The 6,156-nt window shown below is 63.6% G+C and carries 4 protein-coding genes; all 4 read right to left on the bottom strand.

Features of this window, described 5'->3' with window-relative positions:
- Window positions 1-67: 67 nt before the first annotated feature.
- Genes BSZ39_RS11835 through BSZ39_RS11820 form a run of 4 tightly spaced genes read right to left on the bottom strand, consistent with a single transcriptional unit; the run spans window position 68 to window position 6,121 of the window.
- Entirely contained in the window at window positions 68-934 is an 867-nt protein-coding gene (locus BSZ39_RS11835; RefSeq protein ID WP_073717531.1) for a hypothetical protein, read from the bottom strand.
- Window positions 935-943: 9 nt separating this feature from the next.
- Window positions 944-1,840 carry a toll/interleukin-1 receptor domain-containing protein gene (locus tag BSZ39_RS11830; RefSeq protein ID WP_073717530.1) on the bottom strand — a complete coding sequence of 299 codons (897 nt, stop codon included), beginning with the start codon at window positions 1,838-1,840 and terminating at the stop codon, window positions 944-946.
- Window positions 1,841-1,853: 13 nt separating this feature from the next.
- A complete protein-coding gene (locus tag BSZ39_RS11825) occupies window positions 1,854-4,430 on the bottom strand; it encodes a DEAD/DEAH box helicase (protein WP_073717529.1) in 2,577 nt (858 codons plus the stop codon).
- Window positions 4,430-6,121 (bottom strand): site-specific DNA-methyltransferase, encoded by a 1,692-nt coding sequence (locus tag BSZ39_RS11820; protein WP_073717528.1) that lies wholly within the window; start codon window positions 6,119-6,121, stop codon window positions 4,430-4,432. The genes BSZ39_RS11825 and BSZ39_RS11820 overlap by 1 nt, the downstream gene beginning before the upstream one ends.
- Window positions 6,122-6,156 lie beyond the last annotated feature (35 nt).

The raw sequence follows: 6,156 nt of genomic DNA, 5'->3' as shown, positions 1-6,156 counted from the left end.
GTGAGTTGTAGAAGATGAACTCGAGGATCACGCGGTGACCGCCCTGCTGTCCAGCACGACCACCCCGCTACACCACTATGAGGGACTCAACTATTAGGTCCATCCCCTTCGCCCATCCCTGGTCCACGCGAACCCTGAACTCGCGGATTTGCTCCTCAACCTCCAGTCGAGGTCCTGGCGTCAGAATGGACGCAGGGATGTTGATGCTCCATGGGTTGGACTTATGTCCCTGCCCTCGTTCTTCCGTCGTCCGAGAGTCGCGATAATCCTTCGTCAGCGCTTCCACCCAAAGTGTTTTGAGTGCCTCTTCCTCAGTCATGAGCAATGCCTGGCCGTGGACCTCGAAGTTCACCGAGAGTTCGGCCTCCACGTTCGTCTGGGCGCGGGCGACCAAGGTGAGCAACTCGTCAGCACGGGCTCTCCTCGTCCGTGACTTGTCCCGGACATAGATGTCGCCGTTAGCAAGTGCGAACTTCGCATCCGCCTTGCCGGCAGGCTGGAAGTCCTTATGACAGGGGAAGAGCGGCTGGCCGTCCGATGGTGGCTCCACCAACACGAAGAGCACTTCGTGCGTATCCGAGGTTGGGAGCCGAGCCAAGTCCCAGTGCGGCCTATTCGGTCCGAGGTAGGGCTTCAGCCTGTCCGCCAGTTCATCTGCTTCGACGCCCTTCGGGATCCCCGGAGCCTGACCCTTCTCTGCTCCAATGACCATGACCCCGTAGCCCTTGAAGTGGCCCGACGCGACCGCAGGCAAGCGATTCGCCATGCCAAGAATGAACTTGGCGACCTTCGCGATGCCGAGGCCCTTCGCGCTCGGGTCTATGTCGCTCTTTACTTCCAGGCCGACGCCCTCCACAGCGTCACCCTCGGCCATGACGGCCTCCACAATCTGGCGGAGTCGCAACTCTCCAGTCGGGGCGAAGTCAGTCTCCATCTCTGCGTCCTACGAGTCCGATGATGAGGAATCGAACCGGGTCGCCAGCCTGTCGAGCGCTGAAGCCACGCTCATCTCATGCTTGCGCCTAGCCTCTGCCTCGGCATCTGCCTGTGCCTTATGGCGGCGCATGATCTCGTCGTACTGCTTGTTCGTCTCTGCTACGGCTAGTTGGAGAGTGTCGAGGTGGTACCTTTCCACCTCTTGTAGCGTCGTCCCATTCAAGACGAAGGCGTTGCCGGAGACTGAGCCGATCCCGGGTCGGTGCATGGTCGAGAACTGAGGCGGGCGGTCCCAGTTCTGAACCATGAGTTGGCCCCACGTGCTGTCGGGGCGGCGCGAGAGCAGCACCGGCACCCTGTAGAGCGCTGAGCCAGGAGTGCCGTCGTTACGTGGTGCAGTGATCCCCTGCGCGTCGATGCCGACGATCCGGATGGGGCCGTCCTCAGCCTTCGAGGGAACGGCGGGCTGGGGCTTTGTCCGGCGCGTCGGGATGATGCGGGACGGGGAGATGTGCGCCGCCATGTCCCGGGCCAGTCTCTCCTTGATCCCCATAGCATCGAGCCCGGTTGCATCGAGGAAGAACTTGTCCACCAACGTCGGTGGCATCTGAGCCCCCTCAATGCGCACGGGGAGCACCTTGACGCCCTTCGCCGCGAGTTCGCCCGTCATGGCCAGCGAGACCTCCTTTCGGCACCATTGGCTGTCTCGGCTCGCGTTGGAGATGAACGCCACCACGAAATCCACCTGGTCGATAGCCTCCGAGATGCGCTCGATCAGAGAGTCCCCGACCTTCAGGTCCCACTCGTCCAACCAGACGTGGAACCCATCGGCTTGAAGATGCTCTGCCACCGACCGAACCAACTCTTGGTCCTGGTGGGAGTAACTGATGAAGGCGGAAGTCACGTGCTCACTCCTCTCAGTAGTCGCTCGCCACGCCGGACTCGTAGAGCCCCTTGGCCGTCTTGGCGTCCCGGATGGCCTGTCGGACGTGGTGCTTGGTGAGGTCGAGGACACGCATCGTTCCTGCGGTCTCGGCCACGGACTCGATGCGGCGGAACTCGCCTTGGTACTTCTCCGCGAACGCCGCCAACCCGCGCAACTTGGGAAGGGCGTCGGAGAGGTGGTGGCCGTGCGGGTCCACGAGGTCTGCGACGACCTGGCCGGTGTGGTCGGTGCCGAAGAAGATGAAGTCGGGCCGGACAGCCTTCCAGGTGCCGGAGTCCTCTCGGTAGGCGATGGCCAGGGACTCCTTGGTGGCCCGGGCGGGGTTGCGGTACCAGCCCTTGAAGCCGGGCTGCTTGGCCTCGGAGTCGAGGACCTTGCGCTCCCACTCGTTGAGGGAGATGGGGTAGGTGCCGTCGTCGGCTGCCATGAGATGCATGAGCCGGGTCTCCAGCGGGCTCTCGGTCCCGTCCTTCTCACGGACCATGGTCTCGGCCTGGGCTGCCTTGGGCACGGTCAGGGAGATGCGTTCAGGTTGGGTGGACATGCCCTCCAAGCGGTCGTACTCCGCCTGCCGTTCATCCGAGAGGCCCTTGCGAGCGACCCGGGTCTGATTGAGCCACATCCTCGCCAGGTCGTCGGCCTCAGATTCCACGGCCACTGCGACCTCAGGCACCCGTCCGAGAGCAGCGACGGTGATGTTGGCCTCCAGGAGGTCGTCATCGTCGCCGTCCGGACTGACCAGGTGGTCGACGTACGAGGAGCACAGGGCAGGGCTCAGGACGCGCGCAGCGGCCCGGTAGGAGTCCTCGATGGCACGTGGGTCTGCCGACTCCTGGAACGACTTGTAGGAGAACGCGCCGCCGATCCGGCCTCGGGCCTCCTCACCGCTCATGGTGAGCACGTCCTGCTTGGCCTGGGCCACCTTTTCCTTGTGCTGCACGGCCCGCCCGTCCAGCACGGCGTGGAGGTGCTTGTGCGCCTTCTCCACGGCCTCCTCGACCAGCCCGTCCTTGGATAGCGCCGTCGCCAGCGCAGTGAGCCTGCGGATGGGCTTGACCCCCTTCTTGGGGATCGTCACCGAGGGCAGCGCTGCGAAGCGGTCCCAGACCTCCTGGGGCACCTTGGGATTGGGGTGCAGGTCCACCGGGTCGAAGAGCACGCGGCGTCCCTCGCCGCCCCCAGTGTCGGTGTCTTCCTCATCCTTGGAAGTCGCGCCCTTCATCAGCATCTCGGCCACGCCCGTGGCGGTCTTGCGGTCGAAGAACGGCAGCAGGCAATCCACGGAGTTGAGCAACTCGTTGCCCGGGATGCGCCGTGCGAGCGGGGTGCGGATCATCCGTCCGAGCAACTGGGTGATGTGGGTCCGGTCCTTCGCCGGGCGCATCGAGACCAGCACCTCAGCGCGCGGGCAGTCCCAGCCCGTGGAGATCGCAGACTTTGCCAGCAGCACCCGCACGTGGGTGGCATCCTGCACCCGCTGGGGCTCGATGTAGGGCACACCCTGCTGGCCGACCAGCAGGTCCTGGTGCTCACCGAAGACGTTCGCCACGGCGTCGGGGCCGAGTTCGGGCCAAGCGTCGTAAATCGTGTCCAACGTCCGCACCAGCGTCTCGGTGGTGGGCTTATCACCCACCTGCACCACCAGCAACGGGATGACCGGATCGGCCTCCTCCTGCTCATCGGCATACGCCAGCCACGCCGCCGTCGAGGCCCGGACCTTCTCCACCGCCCGCCGCAGCAGCACCGTGTCGAAGACACCCTGCTCGGTCGGGATCGAGAGCACGATGTCGTCCTTCAACAACCCCGACGCCTGCACCAGTCCGGAGTCCACCTCCACCGAAGGCAGGGCTGTGCGGCCCTTGGCATCCTTCATCGCGACCTCGAACCGCTCCACGGTGGCCGAGATACCGAAGACGACCGGCATCGGCGGCACCGCCCCGTGACCGTTGATCAGCCGCTGGACGATGGTCGAGCGGTCCTTGCTCGTCGTGCCCATGCCCCGGTGGGCCTCGTCCAGCACGAAGTACAGCGTGAGGTCCCTGTTCTCCACGGTGTTCGTGATCACGTCGTAGATCGAGGACTGCATCTCATCCGGACGCGGCTCGAACAGGCGCACCTGCCCGGGAGCCGGGGTCGGCTCGCCGCGCACCAGGCGCGAGTTCTTCGACAACTTCTGCGTGTTTAGGAAGTACACGTGACCCGGACGCAGCGAGGGCTCGGAGAACGTCGTCTCGATCACGCGCAGCCGGGAGTCCAACTCGCTCGCGGCCTCCTGCAACCGAGCCCGGGACTGCTCGTTCAGCGACGGGTCGTCGGAGAACCACAGCACCACCGCGCCCGGGTCGGCCTCGAAGTCGAACTCGTCGTTGCCGAAGAACAGCGCCTCGATCACCGCAGCAGCCATGACGGTCTTGCCCGCGCCGGTCGTGGCCGTGAGCGAGAACTGCGACAGCGACCCGTAGCGGTGGTACATGTCTCGGGCCTGATCCAGATTCCGCAGCACGTCCCGGACGGCCTCGCCCTGGTAGTCCTTCAACGTGTAGCGCATCAGCGACCACCCCTCAGCATGAAGTTCTGCAAGTACGACTCGTACAGCCGCACCGGAAGCACCGCACTGGGCAGGTCACGGCACACCATCTGGAACGCGGAGTCATCATCCGTGACGATGAACGCCGTCTTCACCGACTCCTCCTCAGCCACCCGGACCACGAAGTCACCCGCCTGATCCAGGTTCTCCAGCACGCCATAGGTCTCGGCAACGTCCCAGCCATCCTCACCGAGGTCCGTGATGATCCGGCCCTGCGACCCAGCGCGCATCCACAGCATCGGCGCGATCCGTTCGAACGCCCTGTTGTGGCGGACGGACAGCGGTGCCTCGTAGGTCAGCGTGAAGAACGCTGCGTTCGCCTCGAAGCCCTCGCTCATCGGGAACTCATCCACGAACTTGTAGTCACCCTTGATTGGCTCTCCCTGAGGCGTCCGGCCAGTGATGGCGGCGGTTACCCGAGGCTTGGTGATGTAGTCGCAGATGCCCTGCGACTCCCAGTCCTCGTCTCCAGGTCGCAGGCCGCGTTTGCGCAGGCCACGTTGCTCGTCCGCGCTCACCTCGTTGTTCGTCACCGAGATGCACTGCCGACGGCCCCCGTCCTGCTTGTTCAGGCGCATGACCGCGTGGGCAGTCGTGCCCGAGCCGGAGAAGAAGTCGAGGATGATGGCATCAGGCTTTGAGGTGCAGGCGACGCGGAGACAGTCCTCGACGGCATAGAGCGCCTTAGGAAAAGGAAAAACCCGACCGGGCAGCATAGTGCGCAGTAGGCGGGATCCATGCTCACCTGCCGCGTGACGGGACCGATTCCAGACCGTCTTCGGCGTGCGTGTGGTAACCGTCTCGCCAGGCTCGACGACCTTGGAGCCATCGGGGTTCGTCCCCGTTACAACTAATTCCCCACTTTCGATACGCCGCAGTTGGGCCTTTCCCAGATACAGGATTGACCAACGACCACTGCTCCGGTCGTGGGCCCCCAACTTGGCGTAGCCTTGGCCCAGCAGTTCCCGAAGATACTCCGGAGAGGTCCGCCAGTTGGCCTCTTCTCCGCTCGTGCGGATGGGCCACAAGGTGAGAAGCCCTTCCTTCGGCGGCACTGATGCGGGGTCTCTAGAAAGCGGGATGGCGTCCCCGACCTCCGCGATGCACTTCTCCGCTTCATTGATATAGATGGGATAGAAAAGATTGGGACGGTCGACTCGTCTTGAGTTTGAGCCGCCCCGCATAAGCCATTCCCACCGCACCCCGGCCTTTGCAGGCATACCTTGATCCAGCATGGTGTCCGTCTGGGCATCAGGGCCTGCGCTACCGAAGAAGCAAAAGTATGCGTACTCTTCAACCCTGGCTAGTTCGCCACCTCTTGCCACGCCGTTGGGGTTGATAACGATGGTGGCCATCTGAATGGTCGCCTCAGGAAATGTCTGTTCCAGCAGCATTCCGAGGCGTAGATACTCCTTCTCATCGATTGTGACGATGAGTACCGAGTCGTCAGGGTTGAGCAACTCTTTCGCGACCTCCAGCCGTCGCTCCATGAACGCCAACCACTTCGAGTGCCTGTAATCGTCGTCTCCCTCGACGTAGTTGTTGTTGTACTTCCAGTCCTTCGCACCCGTGTTGTACGGAGGGTCGATGTAGAAGTTGAGTCCCTCATAGTGGTGTAGCGGGGTGGTCGTGCTGGACAGCAGGGCGGTCACCGCGTGATCCTCGAGTTCATCTTCTACAACTCACT

This window comes from Bowdeniella nasicola (assembly GCF_001907295.1).
In the GTDB taxonomy this organism is placed as follows: domain Bacteria; phylum Actinomycetota; class Actinomycetes; order Actinomycetales; family Actinomycetaceae; genus Bowdeniella; species Bowdeniella nasicola.
The sequence above is the reverse complement of the archived record's forward strand: the minus strand, read 5'-3'. Positions and strand labels throughout refer to the sequence as shown.

Excerpts from the sequence above, each read along its gene's own strand:
- BSZ39_RS11835 (WP_073717531.1), bottom strand. The coding sequence starts at position 934 with ATGGAGACTGACTTCGCCCCGACTGGAGAGTTGCGACTCCGCCAGATT.
- BSZ39_RS11825 (WP_073717529.1), bottom strand. The coding sequence starts at position 4,430 with ATGCGCTACACGTTGAAGGACTACCAGGGCGAGGCCGTCCGGGACGTG.